Source organism: Streptomyces sp. NPDC052042, from assembly GCF_044548345.1.
Classification (GTDB): domain Bacteria; phylum Actinomycetota; class Actinomycetes; order Streptomycetales; family Streptomycetaceae; genus Streptomyces.
On the sequence record NZ_JBIUBU010000021.1, the window covers coordinates 1 to 23,196 of the forward strand.

The 23,196-nt window shown below is 70.0% G+C and carries 18 protein-coding genes and 2 pseudogenes; 5 read left to right on the plus strand and 15 right to left on the minus strand.

Translation table 11 applies throughout. The features are described 5' to 3' along the window. Window positions 1-35: 35 nt before the first annotated feature. Window positions 36-713 carry a VOC family protein gene (locus ACIHCL_RS27850; RefSeq protein WP_399865995.1) on the plus strand — a complete coding sequence of 226 codons (678 nt, stop codon included), beginning with the start codon at window positions 36-38 and terminating at the stop codon, window positions 711-713. A 198-nt stretch (window positions 714-911) separates the two neighbouring features. On the opposite strand, the pseudogene ACIHCL_RS27855 reads toward ACIHCL_RS27850, so the two are convergent. Further along, a pseudogene (locus tag ACIHCL_RS27855) lies at window positions 912-1,373 on the minus strand (transcriptional regulator); the annotation flags it as partial. Window positions 1,374-1,555: 182 nt separating this feature from the next. Between ACIHCL_RS27855 and ACIHCL_RS27860 the strand changes: the two are divergent. Continuing rightward, window positions 1,556-2,635 (plus strand): protein phosphatase 2C domain-containing protein, encoded by a 1,080-nt coding sequence (locus ACIHCL_RS27860; protein WP_399865997.1) that lies wholly within the window; start codon window positions 1,556-1,558, stop codon window positions 2,633-2,635. 836 nt (window positions 2,636-3,471) lie between these two features. On the opposite strand, the gene ACIHCL_RS27865 is transcribed toward ACIHCL_RS27860, so the two are convergent. The 3 genes from ACIHCL_RS27865 to ACIHCL_RS27875 form a co-directional block, all read right to left on the minus strand. Next, window positions 3,472-3,858, minus strand: a complete 387-nt coding sequence (locus ACIHCL_RS27865) for a hypothetical protein (RefSeq protein ID WP_399865999.1) — start codon at window positions 3,856-3,858, stop codon at window positions 3,472-3,474. Between the two features lie 415 nt (window positions 3,859-4,273). Then, window positions 4,274-4,945, minus strand: a complete 672-nt coding sequence (locus tag ACIHCL_RS27870; RefSeq protein ID WP_399866001.1) for a response regulator — start codon at window positions 4,943-4,945, stop codon at window positions 4,274-4,276. Further along, window positions 4,942-6,132 (minus strand): sensor histidine kinase, encoded by a 1,191-nt coding sequence (locus tag ACIHCL_RS27875; RefSeq protein ID WP_399866003.1) that lies wholly within the window; start codon window positions 6,130-6,132, stop codon window positions 4,942-4,944. Before ACIHCL_RS27875 ends, ACIHCL_RS27870 begins: the two co-directional genes overlap by 4 nt. A 133-nt stretch (window positions 6,133-6,265) precedes the next feature. Here ACIHCL_RS27875 and ACIHCL_RS27880 point away from each other — a divergent pair, with 133 nt between their 5' ends. Next, window positions 6,266-7,177, plus strand: a complete 912-nt coding sequence (locus tag ACIHCL_RS27880) for an ABC transporter ATP-binding protein (RefSeq protein ID WP_399866005.1) — start codon at window positions 6,266-6,268, stop codon at window positions 7,175-7,177. After that, on the plus strand, window positions 7,174-8,055 hold the full coding sequence (locus tag ACIHCL_RS27885; protein ID WP_399866007.1) for an ABC transporter permease: 882 nt from the start codon (window positions 7,174-7,176) through the stop codon (window positions 8,053-8,055). The genes ACIHCL_RS27880 and ACIHCL_RS27885 overlap by 4 nt, the downstream gene beginning before the upstream one ends. A gap of 249 nt (window positions 8,056-8,304) precedes the next feature. On the opposite strand, the gene ACIHCL_RS27890 is transcribed toward ACIHCL_RS27885, so the two are convergent. Together ACIHCL_RS27890 and ACIHCL_RS27895 are read right to left on the minus strand one after the other, a co-directional pair. Continuing rightward, a complete protein-coding gene (locus ACIHCL_RS27890; RefSeq protein WP_399866008.1) occupies window positions 8,305-8,919 on the minus strand; it encodes an AAA family ATPase in 615 nt (204 codons plus the stop codon). Window positions 8,920-8,931: 12 nt separating this feature from the next. Beyond that, entirely contained in the window at window positions 8,932-9,186 is a 255-nt protein-coding gene (locus ACIHCL_RS27895; RefSeq protein WP_399866009.1) for a hypothetical protein, read from the minus strand. On the opposite strand from ACIHCL_RS27895, the pseudogene ACIHCL_RS27900 reads away from it, so the two are divergent. Next, a pseudogene (locus ACIHCL_RS27900) lies at window positions 9,179-9,508 on the plus strand (MFS transporter); the annotation flags it as partial. The gene ACIHCL_RS27895 and the pseudogene ACIHCL_RS27900 overlap by 8 nt on opposite strands. Window positions 9,509-9,790: 282 nt before the next feature. On the opposite strand, the gene meaB reads toward ACIHCL_RS27900, so the two are convergent. The 9 genes from meaB to ACIHCL_RS27945 all read right to left on the minus strand — a co-directional run bounded on the left by meaB (window position 9,791) and on the right by ACIHCL_RS27945 (window position 23,047). Beyond that, complete coding sequence (gene meaB, locus ACIHCL_RS27905) at window positions 9,791-10,804, minus strand: methylmalonyl Co-A mutase-associated GTPase MeaB (protein ID WP_399866011.1); 1,014 nt, start codon at window positions 10,802-10,804, stop codon at window positions 9,791-9,793. Further along, complete coding sequence (gene scpA, locus ACIHCL_RS27910) at window positions 10,794-13,016, minus strand: methylmalonyl-CoA mutase (protein WP_399866013.1); 2,223 nt, start codon at window positions 13,014-13,016, stop codon at window positions 10,794-10,796. Before scpA ends, meaB begins: the two co-directional genes overlap by 11 nt. After that, window positions 13,016-14,935 carry a methylmalonyl-CoA mutase family protein gene (locus tag ACIHCL_RS27915; RefSeq protein ID WP_399866015.1) on the minus strand — a complete coding sequence of 640 codons (1,920 nt, stop codon included), beginning with the start codon at window positions 14,933-14,935 and terminating at the stop codon, window positions 13,016-13,018. Before ACIHCL_RS27915 ends, scpA begins: the two co-directional genes overlap by 1 nt. A 1-nt stretch (window position 14,936) precedes the next feature. Next, entirely contained in the window at window positions 14,937-15,869 is a 933-nt protein-coding gene (locus tag ACIHCL_RS27920) for an enoyl-CoA hydratase-related protein (RefSeq protein WP_399866016.1), read from the minus strand. Beyond that, complete coding sequence (locus ACIHCL_RS27925) at window positions 15,862-17,076, minus strand: CaiB/BaiF CoA transferase family protein (RefSeq protein WP_399866018.1); 1,215 nt, start codon at window positions 17,074-17,076, stop codon at window positions 15,862-15,864. The genes ACIHCL_RS27920 and ACIHCL_RS27925 overlap by 8 nt, the downstream gene beginning before the upstream one ends. 3 nt (window positions 17,077-17,079) lie before the next feature. Then, window positions 17,080-18,573 (minus strand): aldehyde dehydrogenase family protein, encoded by a 1,494-nt coding sequence (locus tag ACIHCL_RS27930; RefSeq protein ID WP_399866019.1) that lies wholly within the window; start codon window positions 18,571-18,573, stop codon window positions 17,080-17,082. Window positions 18,574-18,661: 88 nt separating this feature from the next. Further along, window positions 18,662-19,936: a Glu/Leu/Phe/Val dehydrogenase gene (locus ACIHCL_RS27935; RefSeq protein WP_399866022.1), complete on the minus strand. Its 1,275-nt coding sequence runs from the start codon at window positions 19,934-19,936 to the stop codon at window positions 18,662-18,664. Window positions 19,937-19,948: 12 nt separating this feature from the next. Continuing rightward, window positions 19,949-21,313, minus strand: coding sequence for an aspartate aminotransferase family protein (locus tag ACIHCL_RS27940; RefSeq protein WP_399866024.1), 1,365 nt, complete (start codon window positions 21,311-21,313; stop codon window positions 19,949-19,951). Window positions 21,314-21,478: 165 nt separating this feature from the next. Further along, window positions 21,479-23,047 (minus strand): PucR family transcriptional regulator, encoded by a 1,569-nt coding sequence (locus ACIHCL_RS27945; protein ID WP_399866025.1) that lies wholly within the window; start codon window positions 23,045-23,047, stop codon window positions 21,479-21,481. Between the last annotated feature and the right edge of the window lie 149 nt (window positions 23,048-23,196).

Sequence of the window (23,196 nt, forward strand, 5' to 3'; positions counted from 1 at the left end):
TGTGACTAGAGACCTCAAGCTTCGCAGGGAACGGCGTGTTTCACGTATCCGGCCAGGTCAGAGCGCCCACACATACGGCAGGAGAGCCCTTTTTCTCCGCTGCGCTGGGCTGGCAGTTCGCCGTGGACGGAAGCGACTGGCGCCGCGCGACGAAGATCTTCGCCGACGGTCAGCGGATCGGCGGCGTGAGCGACCTCAGCTCTCCGCTCTACCCGCCCGGCACCCCTGCGCACATCGCCTACTACCTCGCCGTCGATGACATCGAGGCCCGCACCGAAGCCGCCACCACAGCAGGTGCCCAACTCGTGCTCGCGCCTTTCGACGCCGGGGACCAGGGCCGCATCGCCACGCTGATCGATCCCGTCGGCGCGGCCTTCTCCCTGTGGCAGACAGACCCCGCCAACCGATGGTCCCCATCGGCGAGCGCACCACAGCGCATGATCCTGGCCTGCCCCCACCCCGAGCAGGCCCGCCGCTTCTACCGAGACGTGCTCGGCACAGTCCCCCGCTGCGCGGACTTCGTCCGGATGCACGGCCCCGAGAAGTGCGCACCCCACTGGGAGCTCGTCGTCGCCGTCGACGACCCGGACACCATGGCCGCCCGCGCACGCGGTCTGGGACACGAGATGCCGTACGGGCCCGATCACGCTGGCGACCAGCGTCTGACCAGCCCGGACGGACTGACGTTCCGCATCCGGGCTGCCACCTCGTGAAGCCGCCCGGAAGGCGGCTGCCAGGAGCCGGTGTGCGGCGCGCTGTGCCGGCCGACGGCCGAAGATCAGGCCGAGGCACCCTGCTTGGGGCGTGCGGCATCAAGCAGGGTGCGGAGTGCGGCGGCGAAGTCTGCGGCGCGGGCCAACTGGATGCGCAGCGAGGCCGTCCCCGAACATGCTCATCGCCTGCCTGCTCCCCTACTCGCCGTTGTCGGCGTCGGTGACGGTGGTGTCCTTGATGTACCGGGCGAGGTTGAGTTCGGGGGTCTGGTGCTGCTCCCGTACGCCTTCGCCCCACAGAACGGACTGGGTGCCCTCGTGCTTGACCAGGCCGGGGTTGATGCCGAGCTTGAAACCGCCTGGCAGCGGCTTGCCCTGGCGGTAGGGCAGGAAGTCCAGCGGCGAGGGCCCGCCCGCCGCGTATGCGACGGTCGGCGTCGCGTCCCAGGCCGGCCCCTTGGGACGGTCGCCCTTCGGCGCGAACGGGGAGGGCAGCAGGCTGCTGTCCAGCTCCACCCACTCCTTGCCGACCTTCCCCTTCGACAGGTCGACGTGGGAGAGGTCCACCAGCCAGCGACCGGGCAGCTTCGGGTCGGACACCGGGTTCGTGACGTGCGTCGGGGCTCCGAGGCCGATGGCCAGGCCGTTCGATCCGGCGGCCGGCCTCGCCCACCGCCACAACCGGCTCTTCCACCGAGCCGAGACCTATCTGAGACGGGATAGCTCGGCGCCGGTCGAGCCCATCGGACGCAGCCGAGCAGAACGCTTGGTTGACCTTCACCTTGGGGGAGGCCACAGCATCGGTTGGGCCGGGCGATCGCTCGGCATGAGGAGGAACGAGCATGGACTTGCTGACCATCGGGGCGTTCGCGAAGGCGTCCCGGCTGTCACCGAAAGCGCTGCGTCTTTACGACGAGCTCGGCCTGCTGACCCCCGCTCGCGTCGACCCAGTGACCGGCTACCGGCTCTACGCACCGGAACAACTGGACCAAGCCCGACTGGTCGCCTGGCTCCGGCGCCTGGGGATGCCCCTGGCCCGCATCCAGCACGTCTGCACGCTGGAGGCGGGTTCGGCAGCGCAGGAAATCCGCGCGTTCTGGGCCCAGGTCGAAGCCGACATCAACGCACGGCGGGACCTGGCCACCTTCCTCATCGACCACCTGTCCTGGAAGGACCCTGCCATGGCCCCGACCGCCAAGCCCCTGGGAATCCGTTACGCCGCTCTGTCCGACACCGGCCTTGTCCGCGAGAGCAACCAGGACACCGCCTACGCCGGCTCCCGCCTGCTCGCCGTCGCCGACGGCTACGGCAGCCGAGGAGCCGGCGCGAGCACGGCCGCCGTCGACGCGCTCAAGCACCTGGAGACCGACGGCATCCCTGCGGGCAATCTCCTCAACGTCCTGGAAGACGCGATCGAACAGGCCAAACAGGCCGTGCACGGCGTCGCCACGAACGGCTCTTCTCCCGAAGAGGCCGGAACCACACTCACCGCGATGCTCTGGACCGGCTCGCAACTCGCCCTCGTCCACATCGGCGACTCCCGCGTCTACCTCCTGCGCGACCAGGAGCTGTTCCAGATCACCCACGATCACACCATGGTGCAGTTGATGGTCGACGAAGGACGCCTCAGCCCGGAAGAAGCCGCCTCCCACCCCCAGCGGTCACTGCTGATACGCGCCTTGGGCCAAGGAGCCGATGCCACCACGGACATACGCCTGCACGACGCCCAGCGGGGAGACCGTTACCTGCTCTGCTCCGACGGCCTGTCGACCGTCGTGCCGAGCGGAGAGATCCGCCGGGTGCTCTCTGAGATCAGTGAGCCCGCGCAGGCGGTCCGCGCACTCATCGCCCTCGCCAACGGCTCCGGCGGCCCCGACAACGTCAGCTGTGTGGTCGCCGACGTCGTAGAGCTTCAGCAGTAGGAGCGAGCGGCATGCACTTCGAGTTGCACCAGATCCGCTCTCATGAACTCATCCGCGAGGCGGACGAATACCGACTCGCCCAACAACTCAGGAGAGCCAAACCGGTCCCCCGACGCATGCTGGCCAGCACATTGCGACCGACTCCACGACGCCTGCCGGCTTGGCGCCGCGGATGAACCATCACACTGTCTACGGTTGAGCGGGACACCGACCGCCAACCTGTCCCACTCAACCGTAGGCACCGCAGGTCAGAACGTCGCCCTGCCCACAGTTATCCGGGACAGGACAGCACGGGGTGCTGGTCGTCAGGAGTGGCAGTGGGGGGAACTCGCGGGTGCATACGCGGATCTGGGTCTCGGGGCGTTTGCCCCGGAGTTTCTGGACGATGACCACGGTCTGGGTGATAAGTGCAGCCAGTATGAAGCGGAGCGTGAGACTGCGCAGCGAAGTCCGAGACCGTACCCGACGAGCTGCTCAACGCCGACCTCAAGCACAGCCTGCCCAGGCAGCACCGAGCCCGGAACGAGTCCGAACTCGCCGCCGAAGACCCGCCGCTTCTTCCGCAGGCGCCAGCGTCAGCCACACGTCGTTCGTGGCTACTTCGGTGGCCCGCACGTCCGTTACGTCCTCGACGAGAACGCCATGGGTTTCTGATTCTGATCAGTGCTACCTCGCGGCCGCGGGGACCGTCGCCATCAAGCCCTATACCCTGCTCCGCCCATCCAGACGGCGCCGCCGGCCCATAGGGTCGGCGGCGCCGTCTGGCACCAGCAGTCAGAGGGACGCCGATGAAGCGGTACCGGATGCTTCATCCGTAGCCCTCACACTGGCGCCACTCACGTCGGTGAGATTGATCGCGATGCGGTGGACGAAGGTGCCATCACCTCGCTGGTGAGCAATTCCTCTCCGAACTCGTGAGTGGTGGGCCCACCACCGCTGAAGATGTCATAGTTGAGCTTCACGGCCTTTCCGGGGGTAAATCCCTGGCCGGTGACCTCAACGAACCGGCCTTCGCCGGACACCTGGATGGCGCGCAGTTGGATCGACAGCTGCGGCTTCGGTTCGAAGCTCGCATTCCAGAACGTCGACCAGACGCGGTTGTCGAACCCCACGATGAAGACATCCAGCTGCCCCGTAAACCGGGACACCACGGCGAGCTTCTGCTTCTCGTGGTCGAAGACCGCGCCACCTGGCCACGGGAGGAAGTCGGGATTCCAAGCCATGTGAGCGTCCTGCATCCGAGATCGATTCGGCGAAACTGCCCGAACGGGAGACCATACGGGTACTGGCTGAAGAAGCACTCCCCTTGCCCATGCTGGCACCGCGGACGCACTGCTGCAAACGGGTGCCAGTCACGACCACCAGCAGGTAGTGCGCCTTCTTCTCCTCGACCTGGAACGGGGAGGCGAGCAGTGTGGTCCGGACGATGCGGTGGGTGTGGGTCAGTGTTGCGTACAGTGCCTGCTTTCGTGCTTCCCTCACCGTAGATCCCATGCCTGACCCTCGGATCACTGCCGCCCTCGTCGCCATGCACGCAAACTCACATGGTGGTCTGCTTATCGATGCCTTCGGGAGTCGCTGGGCGCGGTGGCACAGATCCCGCTTGAAGTGAACGAAGCCAACAGCACGTGCACTCGCTCAGCGCGATGGCGATACCAAGCCCAGTTCATAGGCGATGATGACCAACTGGACCCGGTCACGGGCCGCCAGCTTGGAGAACAGCCGCCCCACGTGGGCCTTGGCCGTGGACGGGCTGATGAAGAGCCGGCCGGCGATCTCGTCGTTGGACAGGCCGCGTCCAATGAGGGTGAGTACCTCGCGTTCCCGGTCGGTGATGCCTTCGATCGCCGCGTGCCGGGGCGCGGCCGTGGGTTCCGGGCGTGCGGCGAACTCCTCGATGAGGCGGCGGGTCACGCGCGGCGCGATCAGGGCTTCGCCGACGGCGACCACACGGATCGCGGTGAGGATGTCGTCCAAGTCCATGTCCTTGACGAGGAATCCGCTCGCGCCCGCGCGCAGCGCGCCGTAGACGTACTCGTCGTCGTCGAAGGTGGTGAGGATGAGAACCCGTGCCGTGTTCGGGTCGGCGGTGATCAGCCGGGTCGCCTCTATGCCGTCCATGCCGGGCATGCGGATGTCCATCACGACCACATCGGGCCGGACGTCCTGGACCAGCCGGACCGCTTCGGCGCCCGAGCCGGCTTCTCCCAGGACCTCAAGATCCGGCCTGTCCGCGATGAGCACGCGCAGCCCGGCGCGCACCAGCGGCTGGTCATCGACGAGCACGACACGGACGCGGTCAGGAGTCATCGCATCCCCGCCGGCACCGGCAGCCGCGCCGCCACCCGGAAGCCGCCTTCGGGACGGGGTCCGGCGGTGAACTGGCCATGCAGGAGGAAGGCCCGCTCGCGCATGCCGGTGACGCCGTAGCCGATGCCTGCAGGTGTGGGCCCCTGACCGTCGTCGGTGATCTCGATGGACAGTTCGTCCTCCTGATAGTCGATGACCACCCGGCACTCGTGCGTGTCCGCGTGGCGAACCACGTTGGTCAGGCCCTCCTGGATGATGCGGAAGGCGGATAGTTCGATGTCCATGGGGAGCGGGCGCCGCTCTCCTCGCCACTCCACGTCGACCCGCACGCCGCCATTCCGTGTGGTCGCGACCAGCCGGTCTACGTCCGTCATGCCCGGCGCGGGGGCCAACGGCGCCACTTCTGGCTCGGCCTCGCGGAGGGATCCCAGCATGCGCCGCAGCCCGGCCAGGGTGTCCCTGCTGGTGGTCTCGATGGTGGCCAGCGCGTTGCGGGCCTCGGTCGGCTGGGTTTCGATGACCCGGCGGCCCGTGCCGGCCTGGATGGCGATGATGCCGATGCTGTGCGCGATCATGTCGTGCAACTCGCGGGCGATCCGCAGCCGCTCGGCGGTGACTGCTTGCTCCGCGGCCTGGACCCGCACCGTTTCGGCGTGCTCGCGGCGCTCTTGAACGAGATAGCCGGTCAACCAGGCAAGGGCGAGCATCAGAACGAGGAACACGATGGTTGAGACGAAGTCGTCCCACCCGGTGCGGTAGTAGCCGGAAGCGGCGATCTGCTCGGCAAGCGTCAGCGCTGCAGCGGCGAGCGCGGTCCGGCGCGTCCGGGTGGCAGCGATCCAGGCGACGGCGAGATCGGTCAGCAGAGCCTGCAGACAGCCGATCTGCCATGCCTGTCCTGGCGCCATGAAGGGGAACGCCGAGAATTTCGACGCAGCTGTCAAAGTCGCGGCGAACGAACCGGCGAGCATCAGCATCAGGGCCGGCAACGGTCGACGCCGCAGCAGGGGAATGGTCAGAACTGAGAGTACGGTCGGCAGGAGAAGCCGCATACCGGTGGGTTCGCGTTCGTTGAGCACCGCGACGTACAACAGGATCGAGTAGCCCAGGGCCCCGCACCAGGCCAGGGCCTGCGCCGCGGCTGGCCGCAAGCGCCAGGAGAGGGCGGCGCGGGGTGAGACGCTCATGCCGCGATCATAGGCAGGGGCCGGTTCCGGGGCATCGGCCTGGGGGCGTACGCCCCGAGGCTACAAGCGGATCCTGAGAGTGTGGCCCGCGGGCCGATGCCGTGCGGGCGCGGCCCACGGCACCGTGGGCCGCGTGATCGAAGCCAACGAACTGACGAAGCGATACGGCGCCACCACTGCGGTCGACCGTCTGACCTTCACCGTCCGCCCGGGCCATGTCACCGGGTTCCTCGGCCCCAACGGTGCCGGCAAGTCCACCACGCTGCGGATGATCCTCGGCCTGAACGACCCCAGCAGCGGCACCGTCACCGTCGACGGGCAGCCGTTCCGGGGACGCCCACGAGGGCTGCGGCACGTCGGGGCCCTGCTTGACGCCCACGACGTGCACGGCGGACGCAGCGCATGGTCGCATCTGTCGGCGCTGGCGCACAGCAACGGGCTGCCGCGGCGCCGAGCGGACGAAGTTCTGAAGGAGGTAGGACTGACCGCCGCTGCCCGGCGCCGAATCGGAGGGTTCTCGCTGGGGATGAAGCAACGGCTCGGCATCGCCGCCGCGTTGCTCGGTGACCCGCCCGTCCTGCTGTTCGATGAGCCGCTCAATGGGCTGGACCCGGAGGGCGTGCTGTGGGTGCGCGACCTGTTCCACCGGCTGGCCGCCGAGGGCCGTACGGTGCTGGTCTCCAGCCATCTGATGCGCGAGATGGAGCACACCGCCCAGCAACTGATCGTCATCGGCCGGGGCGAGCTGATCGCCGCGGAGAGCCTGGCGGAGTTCGCAGCCCGCGGCACCCGGCTGACCGTGACGGTCCGAACGCCCGAGGTCGCCCGGCTGGCGTCCGTCCTCACCAAGGAGGGAGCTGCCGTCCGCGGTGAGGCCGACGGCTCGTGCACGGTGACCGGAATGAGCGCGGTTCGCATCGGCGAGCTCGCCTTCCACAGCCGCGTCCTGCTGCACGAACTCGCCCCCCGCTCCGCCTCCTTGGAAGAGGCGTTCATGGGACTCACCGCCGACAGCGTCGAATACAGCGCAGGAGATGCACGATGACCGCACAGACAGTCGCCGAGCCCAATGCACACGCGACCGCCCTCGACTCACCCACCCGATTCCACCACCTCCTCATCGCCGAGTGGATCAAACTGTGGTCGCTGCGTTCCACCTACTGGGTCCTCGGCGGCGGCCCTCTGGCCGTCATCGGGATCAACGTGAACTCCGCTCTGTCGAATGCCGACCGGCTGGCGCATCAGCCCGAACTGCCTCCTGCCCCACCGCCAGGGTTTCCCGAGCTGCCACAGATGCTGTTCGATCCCCTGACGTGCGCCTTCGTCGACCCAGCGTGGCAGCTCCTCATGGTCATCGCCGGCAGTGTCGGCGCCATCGCTGTCTTCGGCGAGTACACCAGCGGACTGATCCGCACCACCTTCGCGGCCGTTCCCGCACGCCGTGCGGTGGTGACAGCCAAGGTGACCGTCATGGCGGCTGTCATGCTCGTCCTCGGCACGGTCACCGCCGGCGCCTCGTTCGGCGTCACCCAGGCGATCCTGCAGGATCACCACGGCATGTCCATCGGCGACCCCGGCGCACTACGGGCCGTTGCCGCATCGGCGCTGCTCGCGCCACTGTGCGCCCTCGTAGGCATGGCCCTTGGGGCACTCATCCGCCACTCCGCGGGCACTGTCGTCGCCGTCGTCGGCGTGCTCCTGCTGCTGCCCGCGCTGTTCATGGGCGAGACCTATCGATGGGTCAAGGAGATTGGCAACGCGATGCCGCTCACCGCATGGCGAGCTCTGGTCCAGAACCCTGGACGGGACTACAGCGTGGACAAGTACCCGGTATCGGTCACCGAGGGGTGGATCGTGTTCGGGGCATGGTCGCTCGTCGCGGCGGCCGTCGCCGTGGCCGTCGTGCACCACCGCGATGTGTGAGCGGACCAGGCGGGTTTCTTGTTTCTCACAAATGACCAGTTGCCTGGGTACCGCGCTGCTCGGCTGGACGCCGGCGCGCGGACACGGCAGGTCGGCGCCACCCGCCGGCGCTCTATCGGCTTCCTGCACCGGGTGCTGGGGCCGAGTTCGAAGAGCCCACGGTTGAGCACATCCGGATGTCCAACGCGGAACTGCTCACCGCGATGGCGACTACGCGGATCGACCTGTTGCCCATCCAGCGAGCCATGGTCAAGAGTTGTGGATCGGGTCGTTCGCGTCGGTGATGCTGTCGCTCGGGTTGAGGAGGTAGGCGCCCCTCGCGACGTCTTGCAGGATGCTGTCGGCGGTGGCCTCAGCAGTCAGGTTGGTGGAATCCAGGACGTGCTCCTCATAAACGCCCAGGTTGCTGAACTGGCCGTGCAGTGAGCAGATCGGCTCGGGATCGGTCAAGGCGTCGTCGGCCCGGCTCGTTGTCCTTTCCAGCGTGGTGTGTTGGTTCGGCCGGAGGATGATGTAGCTCAGCGGCAGAGCCCGCTCCTGGGCCGTTGTGCGGAAGGGGTCGATGAACCACGGGCCGACGATGCCGTCGCAAATCACCTGGTAGCCGCCCTCGGCGTAGCCGAATGCTGCCGAGACCAGCACCTGCAGAACCACCTGGTTCTGCTTATGTGCTTCGGGCAGGTAAGGCGCGACCCAGCCCTGTTTGATGTAGCGCCAGAAGTCGTCGCTGTGCAGGTGGACGCTGGGAGTCAGGCGATCGGCCAGCAGTTGCGCCACGGTGCTCTTGCCGGCTCCGGGCGGCCCGGTCAGGACGATCAACTGACCGCGGTCAGGGGACGTCCGGGAGAGGGGCGGCGGGTTCATACCACCACCGTGTCACATTCGACCAGCACACCGCTGGAGGCGGTCAGCAGTCCGGGCGTTCGGCGCCTGCACTGTCCACTGGCCGGCGGAGCGGGTGCGGGCGGCAGCCGCGGCGGTGTGGGCGCGGGTATGGCCGGTGGTCGACGTCGCCTTGGCCACCGTCGACGTCGCCGCCGTGGTGTACGTGATGCGCAGCCGTGCCAGCCGGCGCATGGTTTCGTTGTAGTGGGGAGCGAACTGCGCGGTCGCGATCTTCACGCTGCTCATCCCAGCCGCCTCTGCCGGAGCCGGGCTCCTTCTCTTCGCCGCGGGCGGATTCTGCGTGTCAGCAGGCGGAGTGGCCGTCAACGTCATCAAGGCGAGCTTCCAGCAACGTTACTGCCCGCCAGAGCTTCTCGGGCGTCTCACGGTGAGCACGGCTTTCCTCAACTACGGAACGATCCCACTGGGCGCTCTGCTCGGCGGATGGCTGGGAACTGTCTTCGCTCTCCGCACAGCCATGTGGATCACGACGGCTGGAGTACCGTTGGCTGCGCTCATCCTCCTCTTCTCCCCCATCGGGCGTTCTCGCGACTTGCCGATGACCCCCGCCCCAGGAATGTCCTGGCTGGAGCAGTCTCCCCGTCATCGGTTTCAGTTCCGACTCGGCTCACCGACTGCTGCCTGTAGCCAGGCTCCCTCCATCGGACGCCCTTGGACGAACCGTGTCGAATCGAGGATGGCCCTTGCCCCCGGCAAAGCGGCACTGTGTCCAGGAGCAAGGAGGGGACAAGGTACCCGGCGGATCGACGGCCTGGAGGCCGATTCCGAGGCCGATACCACCGACCTGGCCGCTGCCCCGGGCACCCCATTGCGCCGCACTCGCGCGATGTCACAGGTCGCGAGGGCGCCCGAAGGTCTTGAGGATGCGTTCGGCGGCCAGAGGGGGTGTCACTTCCCCTTCCCGCACCTGTCGTTCGAGGTCGGGAACGAGGGCCCGTACCTGGGGGTGGGACCGCAGTCGCTCAAGCAGTTCGTCGTGGACCATGGTCCAGGTCCAGTCGACCTGCTGGGCACGGCGCTTGGCGTCGAGTCGCCCGGTGGCTTCGAGCAGGTTCCGGTGTCGCTCCAGTTCTCCCCATACCTCCTGAAGGCCGGTGGACTCGCGGGCGGTGCAGGTCAGCACCGGTGGGGTCCAGGCGGCGTCCGCCGGGTGCATCAGCCGCAGCGCGCCGGCCAGCTCCCGTGCCGCCGCCCGGGCGTCGTTCCGGTGCGGGCCGTCGGCCTTGTTGACGGCGATGACATCCGCCAGTTCCAGGACGCCCTTCTTGATCCCCTGCAACTGGTCGCCGGTACGGGCCAGGGTGAGCAGCAGGAAGGAGTCGACCATGCCCGCGACCGCCGTCTCGGACTGGCCGACGCCGACCGTCTCGACCAGCACCACGTCGTAACCTGCCGCCTCGATCACGGCCATGGACTCGCGGGTCGCCTTGGCCACCCCGCCCAGTGTGCCCGCGCTGGGCGACGGTCGTATGTAGGCCGCCGGATCGGCGGACAGCCGCTCCATGCGCGTCTTGTCGCCCAGGATGGACCCGCCGGTGCGCGTGGACGAGGGGTCGACCGCGAGCACCGCCACTCGGTGCCCGAGGCCGGTCAGGAGGGTGCCGAAGGCGTCGATGAAGGTGGACTTGCCGACGCCGGGCACACCGCTGACTCCGATGCGGCGCGCCGTGCCCGCGTGCGGCAGCAACGCGGCGAGCAGTCTCTGGGCCAGAGCCCGGTGATCGGCGCGCGTTGATTCGACGAGGGTGATGGCGCGCGCGATGTGCGCCCGTTTCCCGTCGAGAACGCCCTTCACACAGCTGTCGAGATCGATCCGCATGGCCGGCCCCGGCTCACAGCTCATGGCCGAGGCGGTCGGCGAGCTTCGTCACGAGGTCGTGGGCCGCGTCCGGGATCACCGTGCCGGGCGGGAAGACCGCGGTCGCGCCCGCGGTGTGCAGCTCCGGGATGTCCTGCGGCGGGATCACCCCGCCCACGACGATCATGATGTCGTCGCGGCCCTCGGCGGCGAGTTCCTCGCGCAGCGCCGGGACGAGGGTGAGGTGGCCGGCCGCCAAGGACGAGACCCCGACGATGTGCACATCGGCCTCGACGGCCTGCCGCGCCACCTCCGCGGGGGTCTGGAACAGCGGGCCGACATCGACGTCGAAGCCCAGGTCGGCGAAGGCGGTGGCGATCACCTTCTGGCCGCGGTCATGACCGTCCTGGCCCATCTTGGCGACCAGGATGCGCGGGCGGCGGCCCTCCGCCTCGGCGAACGCGTCCACCAGGGTGCGGGTGCGCTCCACGGAGGGGGACGTACTGGCCTCGCTGCGGTACACCCCGGATATCGTGCGGATCTGTCCCGCGTGCCGCCCGTACACCTTCTCCAGGGCGTCGGAGATCTCTCCGACCGTGGCCTTGGCGCGGGCCGCGTCGACAGCGAGGGCCAGCAGGTTTCCCTCCAGTCCGGGGCCGGAGCCACGCTCCGCGGCCACCGTCAGCGCCCGCAGCGCATCCTGGCAGGCCGCCTCGTCGCGTTCGGCGCGCAGCCGCCGCAGCTTGGCGAGCTGCTGGGCGCGCACGGAGGAGTTGTCCACCTTCAGGACCTCGATGGGCTCGTCGGAGGCCGCCCGGTACTTGTTGACGCCGATCACCGGCTGGCGCCCGGAGTCGATCCGTGCCTGGGTGCGGGCCGCCGCCTCCTCCACGCGCAGCTTCGGGATGCCCGCGTCGATGGCCTGGGCCATGCCGCCGGCCGCCTCGATCTCCTGGATGTGCTGCCGGGCCCGGCGCGCCAGGTCGTGCGTCAGCCGCTCCACGTACGCGCTGCCGCCCCACGGGTCGATCACCCGGGTGGTCCCGGACTCCTGCTGGAGCAGCAACTGGGTGTTGCGGGCGATGCGCGCCGAGAAGTCGGTGGGAAGGGCCAGGGCTTCGTCGAGTGCGTTGGTGTGCAGCGACTGGGTGTGCCCCTGTGTCGCGGCCATCGCCTCCACGCAGGTGCGGGTGACGTTGTTGAACACGTCCTGCGCGGTCAAGGACCAGCCCGAGGTCTGCGAATGGGTGCGCAGCGACAGCGACTTGGGGTTCTTCGGATCGAACTGCCCGAGGAGTTCGGCCCAGAGCAGCCGGGCGGCCCGCAGTTTGGCGACCTCCATGAAGAAGTTCATGCCGATCGCCCAGAAGAAGGAGAGCCGGGGTGCGAACGCGTCGACGTCCAGGCCCACATCGCGTCCGGCCCGTACGTACTCGACGCCGTCGGCCAGGGTGTACGCCAGTTCCAGGTCGGCGGTCGCACCCGCCTCCTGGATGTGGTAGCCGGAGATGGAGATGGAGTTGTAGCGCGGCATCTTCTGCGCGGTGTAGGCGAAGATGTCGGAGACGATCCGCATCGAGGGTTTCGGCGGATAGATGTAGGTGTTCCGGACCATGAACTCCTTGAGGATGTCGTTCTGAATGGTCCCGGCCAGTTGGGAGGGCGGTACGCCCTGTTCCTCGGCCGCCACGATGTACAGCGCCAGTACGGGCAGCACGGCACCGTTCATCGTCATCGACACCGACATCCGGTCCAGGGGGATGCCGTCGAAGAGCTGCCGCATGTCGTAGATCGAGTCGATGGCGACCCCGGCCATGCCGACGTCGCCCGTCACCCGTGGGTGGTCGCTGTCGTAACCGCGATGGGTGGACAGGTCGAAGGCGACGGACAGGCCCTTCTGCCCGGCGGCGAGGTTGCGCCGGTAGAAGGCGTTGGACTCCTCGGCGGTGGAGAAGCCGGCATATTGGCGGATCGTCCACGGCTGGTTGACGTACATCGTCGGATAAGGGCCGCGCAGATACGGGGCGATGCCCGGGTACGTGGCGGGGGAGTCCAGCTCCTCCAGGTCCCGAGGGGTGTAGAGCGGCTTGACGGCGATGCCTTCGGGGGTGTCCCAGAGCAGGTCGGCTTCGCCGGCACCCGAGGACTCCTCGACGGCCGTGCGCCACCGGTCTTCCGTGACCTCCCGGGCGGGGGCGCCGGAGCCCAGTTCGACCTGCGAGAAATCGGGGACGGCAGGGGTGTCAGAGGTACGCATCACGCCACTCCCATGTGGTCGAGTACGGAGGAGAGGACGGCGACGACGTCGCAGCCGGCGGAGACGTACGCGTCCACTCCGGCGTAGGTGCCGGGCCGCCCGGCCAGGAACACCCGCTGCGCTCCTGCCGAGGCGAGGGCCCGGGCGACCGCCTCGGCCTGCTCCTCGTACAGGGCGTCGCTGGAACAGAGACATGCGACGGCCGCACCGCTTCGCACGAAGGCCTCGGCGGCTGTGGACGCGTCCACCGACGTCGGGTCCTGGACGGGTTCGACCCCGCCCGCCTGGAAGAGATGGGCGGCGAAGGTGGAGCGTGCGGTGTGCGCGGCGGCCGGGCCCAGCGCGGCGAGGAAGACCCGGGGCCTGGTCCCGGTCGCGGCCAGGTGCGCGTCCGATCGCGCGCGCAACGCCTCGTACGCCTCGTCGCGATGGACCCGGGGCAGGCCCCCGCTCTTCTCCTCGGGGGCCGGTCGGCGGTCCACCGGCTTCTCCGCCAGGTTCGGGAACTCGCTGACCCCCGTGACGGGTTCGCTCCGCCGGGCGAGGTCGCCGCTGCGGGCCTCCCAGGTGAACGCGAGCCGGTCGTGGACCAGACCGGAGCGCAGGGCGGCCCGCTGGCCGCCCGCCCGCTCCAGTTCCTGGAAGAACGCCCAGGCCGCGCGGGCCAGGTCGTCGGTCAGCCGCTCCACGTACCAGGAGCCGCCGGCCGGGTCGATGACCCTGCCCAGGTGGCTCTCCTCCAGCAGGATCACCGAGGTGTTGCGGGCGATACGGCGTGCGAAGGCATCCGGCAGGCCCAGCCGGTGGTCGAAGGGCAGCACCGTCACGGCGTCGGCGCCACCGACGCCGGCCGCGAGCGTGGCGACCGTCGTGCGCAGCATGTTCACCCACGGGTCACGCCGGGTCATCATCACCGGTGAGGTCACCGCGTGCTGGCGCTGCGCCCCCGCGCCCGGGGTGCCGCACACCTCGGCCACCCGGGCCCACAGGCGGCGCGCGGCCCGGAGCTTGGCGATCGTCAGGAACTGGTCGGCCGTCGCCGCGTACCGGAACTCCAGTTGCCCGCAGGCCGCCTCGGCCGGCAGCCCGGCCTCCGTCAGGCAGCGCAGGTACGCGACCCCGGTGGCCAGCGAGCAGCCAAGTTCCTGGGCGGCCGAGGCCCCGGCCTCGTGGTACGGGAGCGCGTCCACGGTGAGGGACCGCACGTTCGGGTAGTGCTCGTGGCACAGTCGGGCCAGGTCGGCGGCCCCACCCATGCCGGACACCTCGTCACCGGTGCGGGCCGACAGGCCCAGCGGGTCCGCGCCGAGGTTGCCGCGCGCCGCCGTTCGGGAAACCCCGCGCTCCTCGTACAGTCCCAGCAGGGCGCGTGCCGCCTGTTCGACCTCCCCGCCCGCATCGAGAACGATCGGCGCCAGATCGAGGTAGACCCCGTCCAGGGCTTCGCCCAGCGCCGCGACCGGCACGCCGGCCGTGCCGCCGACGGCCAGCCACAGCGACGTGACGCCGTTCTCCAGATCCGTGAGGACGGCCTGGCGGGTCTCGGCCGGATCGCGTACGGCGTGGCGCTGGCGTACGTCCCAGCCGTCCACCGCGCTGCCCTCGGGACGGCCGCCGCGCACGTACGGCGCGAAGCCCGGGTAGCCGGGGTCGGGCGCGATGTCCCGCGCGGTGTACAGGGGGCCGGTGGTGAGCCCCTCCTCGATCGTGGTGGACAGCGCTTCCTCGGCCCGCGCACCCGTGACGTCCCGGCCCGCCTTGCGCAGCACTCCTTCCACCAGGCGCTGCCACTGCTCGTGGGTCGCGCGGGGGAACTCGCCGGATCGTACGGTCGTGTCCCGTCCGGTGGGCCCGTCGGGGCCGTGGCCCGGATCGTCGGTGGGCAGCCCGGTTTCTCCCGAGCGTGGGGATCGTGTCATGTCAGGTGTCTTTCGTTCCGCCCGCTGCCTGGGGCAGCGGCTCTGCCCGAACCGGCGGGGATTCCCGGTTCGCGTGGGGGGCTGTCGTCGTGCCCGGGTCCTCCGTCGCCGCGTGGTCGCACGCGGTCCGCCGGCCGAAGTTCGGTTCCCGCCTGGCGAGGAAGGCCCGTACTCCCTCCCGGAAGTCCGCACTGCCGTACGCCTGCTCGATCAGGGAGTCGTCGTCCTCGGGCACCGCATCGAGCGTGTCCGCCCGGTGCAGGAGCTGCCGTTTGGTGGTCCGGAGGGTCAGCTGAGCGGCCAGGCGCAGACCGGCCACCACGTCCTCCACCTCCCGGTCCAACCGGTCCTCGGGCACCACGGACATCACGGCGCCCACGGCGTGCGCGCGTGCGGCGTCCACCAGCCTCGACGTCAGCACCATCTCGCGCGTGAGCGATTCGCCGAAGACGGCGACGCAGCGGTGGAGCATGGAAGCCGCGAGCACGTTGCCCAGGGTTCGGGCGATGGGGTATCCGAAGCGGGAGTCGGGGGTGGCGATCCGCAGGTCGCAGTAGGTCGCGAGGGCGAGCCCCGCACCGGCGCAGACGCCGTCGACCACGGCGATGGTGACCTGCGGCAGTTCGGCGACGGCGCGCAGGACCCGGCGGACGTCGGCCTCGTGGGCGGCGCCGGCCGCGCCGTCCCGCAGGCCGGTGAAATGTGCGATGTCGTTGCCCGCGGTGAAGGCCCGGCCACCCGCCCCCCGGATCACCACGGCACGAACGGCGGTGTCGTCCCGCAGTTCGGCGCAGGTCTCCAGGAGTGCCTGGTACATCGGGACGGTGAGGGCGTTGTGCCGCTCGGGCCGGTTGAGCACGAGCCCGACCACTCCGTCCGCGCGCCGGCGCAGCAGGGCGCCGCCCGCCAGCGCCTCGGTCCCCCGGTCAGACATCGTGCCCGTCCAGCCAGGCATCGTGCCCGTCCAGCCAGGCTCGGACGCTGTCGTCGTGTTCACCCAGCCGGGGTGGTGCGAGGTGCCGGAGGCGACCCCCGTCGTCGAAACGGACGGCGGGGCCGGGGAGTTCGATCGGGCCGAGCGAGGAGTGGTCGACCTCGATCACCAGGCCCTGGGAACGGGTCTGTGGGCAGTTGTAGACCTGGTCCAGGGTGCGCACCTCGCCGGCCGGGATCCCCGCGGTGTGCAGGAGTGCCAGCCAGTGCGCGGCCGGTCGTTGCAGGAGCTCCTTCTCGATCTCCTCGACGAGTTCGTCGCGGTGGGCTGTGCGCCGGGTGTTGTTCTCGAACCGCGGATCGGTGGCGTCCAGCCCGACGATCCCGGCGAACTTCGCCCACAGGGTGTCGTTCGCGACCGCCGCCTGGATCGCGCCGCCCTCACAGCGGAACAGCCCGTACGGCGCGATGGCCGCGTGGTGGTTGCCGGTCGCCCGGCTCACCTCGCCGGCCACGGTGTAGCGAGTGCCCTGGAAGGCGTGCACCCCCACGATCGAGGCGAGCAGCGAGGTGCGCACGACCTTGCCGCGCCCGGTCCGCTCCCGCTCGTACAGCGCGGACAGCACACCGTAGGCGCCCCACATCCCGGCCAGCAGGTCCCCGATCGGCACACCGACCTTCGTGGGGGTGTCCGGGTCCGGTCCGGTCAGGCTCATCAGGCCGGCCTCGCCCTGGGCGATCTGGTCGTACCCGGGCCGCCCGCCCTGGGGGCCGTCGTGGCCGAACCCGCTGATCGAGAGGATCACCAGGCGGGGGTTGATCTCGTGGAGCCGTTCGTCGGAGAAACCGAGCCGGTCCATGACACCGGGCCGGAAGTTCTCGACGAGGACGTCGCCGTGGCGCACCAGCCGGGTCAGCAGGTCGACGCCCTCGGGGGACTTCAGGTCCGCGGTGACGGACTCCTTGTTGCGGTTGCAGGACAGGAAGTACGTCGACTCCCGGGCGTCCTCCGGGCCGACGAACGGCGGTCCCCAGCCGCGGGATTCGTCGCCCCTGCCGGGCGCCTCGACCTTGATGACCCGTGCGCCCATGTCGCCCAGCATCATCGTGGCGTGCGGCCCGGCCAGGGCGCGGCTGAGGTCGACGACGACGAGGTCCTGGAGCGGTCCCCGCGTGTCCGTTTCCTGGGGTGCGGTGCTCTTCGTCATGGGTCAGCGCCCCAGGTGGACGGAGACGTGCTTGCGCTGCGTGTAGCTGTCCAGCATGCCTTCGAGGGAGAACTCCCTGCCGATGCCGCTCTGCTTGAAGCCGCCGTAGGACTGGCCGAGCACCTGCCCGCCGCCCTGGTTGACCTGCACCCAGCCCGCCTCCAGGGCGTGCGCCGTGCGCAGCGCCGCCCCGAGCTCCCGGGTCCACACGAATCCGGCGAGGCCGTAGGCGCTGTCGTTGGCCATGCGGACGACTTCCTGTTCGTCCTTCCACGGGATCACGCACACGACCGGGCCGAATATCTCCTCGGCGGCGATCCGCCAGTCGTTGGACACGCCCGCGAACACGGTGGGCTCCACGTAGTAGCCGCGCGAGAGCGGGCCCTCGGTGGGCGGCAGACCGCCCAGGGCGACCTCCACACCCGGCTGTCCGATGCCGTCGGAGACGTAGTCGCAGACCCGGTCGAACTGCTTCCGGTTGACCAGGGTGCCCATGTCGCTGGCCTCGTCGAGGGGGTCGCCGACCTTCAGCGCCGAGAGCTTGCCGACCAGCTTGCCGACGAAGGAATCGAAGATCGACTCGTGCACGAACAGTCGCGATCCGGCGGTGCACGACTGGCCCTGCCGGAAGAACCGCATCCCCGCGATGGTGCCGTCGACGACCCAGTCCTCGTCGGCGTCGGGGAAGACGATCTGCGGGCTCTTGCCACCGAGTTCGAGGGAAACCGGCACGACGCGCTCGGCACCCTTCTCCATCACCCTGCGGCCCACCGCCGTCGAGCCGGTGAAGGAGAGCTTGGCGACGCCGGGGTGCGAGGTCAGCGCCTCGCCGACCTCGGTCCCGTACCCGGTGACGACGTTGAGGACGCCCTCCGGCAGGAACCGCTGGCAGATCCGGGCGACGGCGAGAACGGCGAACGGGGCGTCCTCGGCCACCTTCAGCACGAGCGTGTTGCCGGTGACCAGTGCGGGGGCGATCTTCAGCGCCGAGAGCATCAGCGGCGCGTTCCAGGGCACAATGGCGCCCACGACACCGAGGGGTTCGCGCCGCGAGTAGTCGAGCACCTCGGCGTTGAGCGGGATGCTCTCGCCCTTGGCCTCGCCCGCCAGGCCGCTGAAGTAGCGGAAGCAGTCGACGAGGAACTGCGTCTCGCCGCGGGACTGGGTCCGCAGGGCGTTGCCGTTCTCCAGCGACAGCAGCCGCGCGATGCGCTCCTGCTCGGGTTCCAGGGCGTCGGCGATCCTCCGGAAGAGATCACCGCGGTCCCGGGGCCGCAGGTCCCGCCAGGCCGGCTGGGCGCGCCGGGCCGCCGCCACCGCCCGGTCGACGTCCTCGGCCCCGCCGCGCGGGACACGGCCGATGACCGACATGTCGCGGGGGCTCTCGACGTCGATCCACCGGCCGTCGGCTGCGGCGGTCCACTCACCGGCGATCAGCATCTGCTCGTCGCCCACGAAGTACTCGGCTTCTGTCGTGCTCTGCTGCTGAACGGTCACGGCTGCAGTCCAATCCGGGGGGTGAGGGTGGTCGTGGTGGTCGTGGTGACCGCGGGTCGGGGTACGGGACAGCCCGTGGGGCGGACGATCACGGGTACAGTCCGCGCTGTTGATGGGCCTGGGCCACCCGCTCGACGGCCAGAGCGGTCGCCGCGGTCCGCAGCGGTACGCCGAGCCGGCGGGAGTGGTCGCGCACGTGGTGCCAGGCCTGGAGCATCCGCTCCTCAAGGCGCGCCTCCACGTCCTCGGTGCTCCACCAGTACGCCTGGTTGGCCTGCACCCACTCGAAGTAGGACACGATCACCCCGCCCGCGTTGGCGAGGATGTCCGGCACGACGAGGACTCCCCGTGCTTCGAGGATCCCGTCGGCTTCGCGTGTGGTCGGGCCGTTGGCGCCCTCCACGACGACCCGTGCCCGCACGCGATCGGCGTTGCCGGCGTGGATCGTTCCTTCGACGGCCGCGGGCACCAGCAGGTCCGCGGACCGTTCGAGGACGGCGTCTCGGTCGAGTTCCTCGCCGCCGGGGAAGCCGACGACCGTGCCGTGCGCGTCGACGTGCGCCTCCAGGGCGGCGACGTCGAGCCCCGGCTCGGCGCCGACCGCACCGTACTGGTCGCTGACCGCGAGCACGCGCAGACCGGCCTCGGCGAGGAAGCGGGCGGCATGGCGGCCGACCTTCCCGAAGCCCTGCACGACGGCGGTCGCCCCGGCCGGGTCGATGCCGCACTCGCGCAGTGCCGCCAGCGCCACGTGGACGACACCCCGTGACGTGGCGGTCGCCCGGCCGCGCGAACCGCCGAGGCTGAGCGGCTTGCCGGTGGTCACACCGAGCACCGTGTGGCCGTGCTGGAGGGAGTAGGTGTCCATCAGCCAGGCCATGGTGCGCTCGTCCGTGCCGACGTCCGGGGCCGGAATGTCCCGCTCGGGTCCGATGAGCGGGCTGATCTCGCTGGTGTAGCGGCGGGTCACCCGCTCCAGTTCGGACTCGGAGTAGAGCGCGGGGTCGATGCGCACACCGCCCTTGGCACCGCCGTACGGCACGTCGAGAAGCGCGCACTTCCAGGTCATCCACATCGCCAGCGCGCGGACCTCGTCGAGCGACACGTCCGGGCTGAAGCGCAAACCGCCCTTGGCCGGGCCCCGGGAGAGGTTGTGCTGCACCCGGTGGCCGACCAGTACTTCGATCCGGCCGTCGTCGCGGCGCAGGGGCACGGCGACGGTCACTTCCCGGCGCGGCTGGGCGAGGAGGCTGAACATACCGTCGTCGTAGCCGAGAAGCTCGATGGCGGAAGCGAGTTGGGCATGCGCGTCGGCGAGGGGGTTGGCCGGCACGGCGGTGATGGGCTGAGCCGTCGTGGTCATGATGTCCCTCGCTCAGGCCGTGACGTAACGGTCGGCGATGTCCAGCGCGGCGTCGATCATGCGCAGTCCCTCGGCCGCGTCGGCGTCCTGGATGTTGAGCGGAGGGACGACGTGGATGCGGTTGAAGTTGGTGAACGGCAGCATCCCCTCGCCCTTGAGGAAGGCCGTCAGCTCGGCCATCGCGGGGCTGGTGCCGCCGTAGGGCGCGAGGGGTTCGCGGGTGGCGGGGTCGCTGACCAGCTCCAGGGCCCACATGGCTCCCGTTCCGCGCACCTCGCCGACGCTGGGGTGGCGGTCGGCGATGACGCGCAGTCCGGGTCCGAAGACCTCCTCGCCCAGGCGCGCCGCGTTCGCCACGATGCCCTCGTCCTCCATCGTGTTGATGGTCGCGACCGCGGCCGCGGTGGCGAGGGGGTGGCCCGAGTAGGTGAGTCCGCCGGGGTAGGAGCGCTTGCCGAAGTAGGCGGCGATCTCGCGGCTGATCGCCACTCCCCCGAGCGGTACGTATCCGGAGTTCACGCCCTTGGCGAAGGTCAGCAGATCGGGCACCACCCCCGTCTCGCCGATGGCGAACCACGACCCGGTGCGTCCGAAGCCGGTCATCACCTCGTCGGCGATCATCATGACGCCGAACCGGTCGCACAGCTCACGCACGCCCTGCATGTAGCCGGGCGGCGGCACCATGACGCCGGCGGTCCCCGGGATGGATTCGAGGACCACCGCCGCGACGGTGTCCGGCCCCTCGAAGGTGATGACCTGTTCCAGGTGCTCCAGGGCGCGGGCGCACTCCTCCTCCTGGGTCCGGGAGTGGAAGGCCGAGCGGTAGAGGAACGGCCCCCAGAAGTGCAGCGTTCCGGTGGTGCCGTAGTCACTGGCCCATCGCCGGGGGTCGCCGGTCATGTTCACCGCGGTCGTGGTGCCGCCGTGGTAGGAGCGGTACGTCGTCAGCACCTTGTGCCGCCCGGTGACCAGGCGGGCCATGCGCACGGCGTGTTCGTTGGCGTCCGCGCCGCCGTTGGTGAAGAAGACCCGGTTGAGGTCGCCGGGGGTGCGCTCGGCGATGAGCCGCGCCGCCTCGCTGCGCGCGTCGTTGGCGTACTGGGGCGCGATGGTGCACAGGCGCGCGGCCTGCTCCTGGATCGCGGCGATCACCCGCGGGTGCTGGTGGCCGATGTTGGTGTTGACCAACTGGCTGGAGAAGTCCAGGTACTTCTTGCCTTCACCGTCCCAGACGTAGGAGCCCTCGGACTTGGTGATCACCATGGGGTCCAGGGTGTCCTGCGCCGACCAGGAGTGGAACACGTGTTCACGGTCGAGGCGGTAGGCCCGCTGCGCCTCGGATTCCGTCGCGACCTGCTGGGCATCTGCATTGCTCATGGGACGTCCTCACCAGTGAGTTGGGGGAACGGGACTGCTCGACCCCTCCGTGCGAACGACTCTGCCGCTTCGGCCACCGCCGCAGGACCGACACAGTGTCCGTTCCTGGCGCCGGCCCCAACACGGCGTCGGGCCGGTGGAGCGGCCGGGCGATCCGGTGCGGGTTCACTCGCCGTGCGAGCGGTGCGCCTCGTCGTCGGCGAGCGACCGGGCCAGCACGGCGACGTGCAGGGAGGCGCGGATGTGCGGGTCTTCGAGGTCGACTCCGAGAATCGACTCGATCTTGGCCAGTCGCTCGTAGAGCACCGGCCGCGAGAGCAGCAGGCGCTTGGCCGCGGCCGCCTTGCCGCCCGGTTCCTCCAGGAAGACCTTGAGGAGCGTCGTCAGGGACGTTCCGCGTTCCGCGTCGTACGCCTGGAGCGGTCCGAGCTCGCGGCGGACGTACAGACCGAGCCGTTCGTCGTCGCGGAGCAGATGGACCAGGCCGCGCAGATGCACGTCCGCGAGGGTGATCCAGGGACGAGGGTCGTCGGCCTCGGCCGCGTCGAGGATGTGCCGGGCGTCGATCAGCGTCCGGAACGTCTCCTCCAGTCGGTCGACGACCTCTCCGCGGGCGATCATCACGTGCGCGGCCTTCCGCACCTCCTGCGCGAGGGAGGCCGTCATCGCGTCCGGTGACAGGTTCCCGGGCATGCTCGTCAGGGCGATGACATGGTCGGTGTCCAGGCCGACGAGCATGGGTATCCGCAGGCTCCGGGACGCCTTCACCACGGCGGCGGCGAGGTCGGTCAACGACCACTGCCTCTCGTCCTGCGCGGTCAGCCGGCGGCGCAGGGCGATGGCGACGAACCTTCTCGACCGCACGGGAAGGTGGGCCGCCTCGCACCGGACGACCAGTTCGTCCGAGATCCGGCCGGCCCGGAGTTCGGCGAGCAGCGCGGTGTGCGTGTTGCGTTCGGCGCTGTCGCGGGCCCGGGCACGCATCTGGTGCAGCGCCAGAGCCGCCGCCGCACGCTCGATCAGGACGTAGTCGCGGCGGTTGGGCAGGGTGTCGGTGAGCAGGACGAGCCGGCCCCAGTCGTCGCCGCGCGACCCGACCACCGTCATCAGCCACCCGGTGCGGCGGTCGTAACCCGTCCGGCCGGACAGCACGATCCCGCGCGAACGCCGTCCCCAGTCCCCGAGCACGGCGGCGGTGGACCGGCCCGCCGTGTCGTAGCCGATCACCTGGCACCGCGACGACTCCAGGACCACGGGGACGGAGGCGATGCGCACCACGGCGGCGAGGATCTCCTCCGGTCGCGCGCCCTCGACGTCCAGCTGCGTGAACGTCTCATGGATGTACTCGCTCGCGCGGAGGTCCTCGACCTCGGCGTCGAGGATCCGCGCTCCGACCTCTTCGACGATCGCGGCGAAGCGGACCTCGCGGTGCAGCGCGATGAGCACCAGGTCCTCGCGCCGGCAGGCCGAGACCAGTACCTCGGGCAGCGAGGCCCATTTCCGTCCCAGTTCCACGACGAGACCGGCCGCGCCCGCGCCCGCGAGCGAACGGACGTAGTCCCGGATGCTCTCGGCGTCGTCGCCGAGGATGACGCCGGTCATCAGTACGATCTCGTCGCCGCGCAGCAGATGCGCGATGTCGGCCACCTCGGCCGGGTGCAGCCATCGGACGGGACGGTCGAGCTGGTCCTCGCCCGCGAGTACCTCGGGGTCCGCCGTGGCGAGAACGGGCATCGCCAGTATCTGACGCACAGTAGGGAGCACGTTGCCTCCACGGTGAGGGCCGAAGGACCGTGCCGGCCCGTACGTCCCGGTGTGCCGCTTCGAGTGCGCCGCGGGGGCGCACTCGAAGGGGCGAGGAGCGTCGTCGGCAGCGGTCGGAA